This is a genomic window from Deinococcus radiopugnans ATCC 19172, from assembly GCF_006335125.1.
Taxonomy (GTDB): domain Bacteria; phylum Deinococcota; class Deinococci; order Deinococcales; family Deinococcaceae; genus Deinococcus; species Deinococcus radiopugnans.
Map to the genome: position 1 here is coordinate 1 of NZ_VDMO01000062.1, position 1671 is coordinate 1671.

Genomic DNA, 1671 nt, shown 5'->3' on the forward strand with positions numbered 1-1671 from the left:
GGAACTTCCGCACATTTGGTGATGCAGCCTCAGTGGAGTGGTCGGTAGAGCAGTCTGGCCCGCAACAGATTCAGGCCCGCGCGACCGTACATCCCCCGTTTCAAGGTCTTGAGGCGGTTCACCTGGGCCTCTACCTGTCCGTTGCTGTGCGGCATCGTCACCGCGGCCAATACCGCGTCGAAATCCCGATCCAGGCCGACGGCAAACCGTGTCAACTCCGGCAGGCCGCTCTCGGTCAGGTCACGGACCCAGTCCCGCAGCGAAATTCTGCTCTGTCCACGAAGCAGCGTCCACCCCGTCTGCACCAGCGTTTCCACCTTCGTGAACCATGGCAACTCCTGGCGGCATGCCGCCAGGAATCTCGCGGACATGGGCTGGGTGACGACCTCCGGACGCACCAGCAGCCAACTCAATGCCCGGGCACTCGGGCACCGAAGGGCCGATGAACTGGGGACCTGTTGATCCACACCCAGCCGCTGTTCCCGGCACCACTCTCTGACCACGGTGAAGCCGCCCGTGTACCCCTGCTTCCTGACGGCCTCGAACAAATGCGTGGCGTTGCAGGTTCCTGCTTCCCATTGCGCGGTCAGCCAGTCCCGGTAAGGGTCAAGCTGTCTGCCCCGCCGTGGGCGATGCGGCTGCCCAGGACTGGCGCTCAAATTCAGGTACTTGCGCACCGTCACCAGGCAGAGCCCGGTGCGCTCGGTGATCTGTTTCGGGGAATAGCCCTGGGCGTGGAGTTGATGGATGTCTTGAAAACGTCTCTCCGCTCGAGGCGTCGCTGGGCACGCGTTGGTAGACACAGCCGCCGCCCCCTCCGCCGAAGGGGTAACCGGCAAGCCGGTTGCCTTGCGGAAGACGTCATGAATGGGGCGATGCAGACGCTGCAGGAAACGTTCGAGTGTTTCCCTGAGATTCTTCAGCAGATGCCAGCGGTCAGCCACCTGAAGCGCCTGGGGTGCACCGAGAGTGGCCGCCTCCTGATACGCACTGGAGCGATCTCGGGTGATGACCCTTACTTCCGGATGCTGTCGAAGCCAGGCCACCACGGTGGCGACCTCGCGGTCAGGTAGCAGGTCAATGGGCTCGCGGCGATCCAGATCCACCAGAATGGTGCCGTATCGCTGACCCTTGCGCCATGCCCAGTCGTCAATTCCCAGGGCATAGACCGGCCTGCAGGGGGAGGCCGAGGGCGCCGGAACGGAGCGCAAGAGGGTGTCCGCACTGACCGGCTGGCCCACCGTCGCCAGACAGCGTGCCGAACATTCCCCGCCCGCCTCCAGGGTCAGCGAGGCGACTTGCGCCGCAAGTCGCCGGGTCAGGCGCTGCCACGGGGCGGCCATGGCGAGGCGTTCACAGAAGATGCGCTGTGGGCACGTGGAGGTCGTGCAAAAGAAGCGCCGGACATTCAGGTGCAAGCGCACGTGTCGCCCGAAGCAGGCCAGGTCTTTGAGGACACGCTGGTAATGGCTGTGCACGCGGGTGGACGCGCAGCCACAGTGTGGGCAGGTGGAGCTGATCGCAGTGCTGCAAATATCGAGCCAGAGGGTCTTGGGCTGGATCCGGGCCGTGTTGAAGCGGAGGTTCGACGGGTCGGGGAGGAAGACCTGGTAGTCCATGACGAATGATGCGCCTGGACTGATGCTGCATCACCAAATGTGCGGAAGTTCC

At 64.1% G+C, this 1671-nt stretch carries 1 protein-coding gene; it reads right to left on the reverse strand.

The genetic code is table 11. The features are described 5' to 3' along the window. Positions 1 to 29: 29 nt before the first annotated feature. On the reverse strand, positions 30 to 1619 hold the full coding sequence (locus FHR04_RS20650) for an ISL3 family transposase (protein ID WP_139405051.1): 1590 nt from the start codon (positions 1617 to 1619) through the stop codon (positions 30 to 32). Positions 1620 to 1671: the final 52 nt, after the last annotated feature.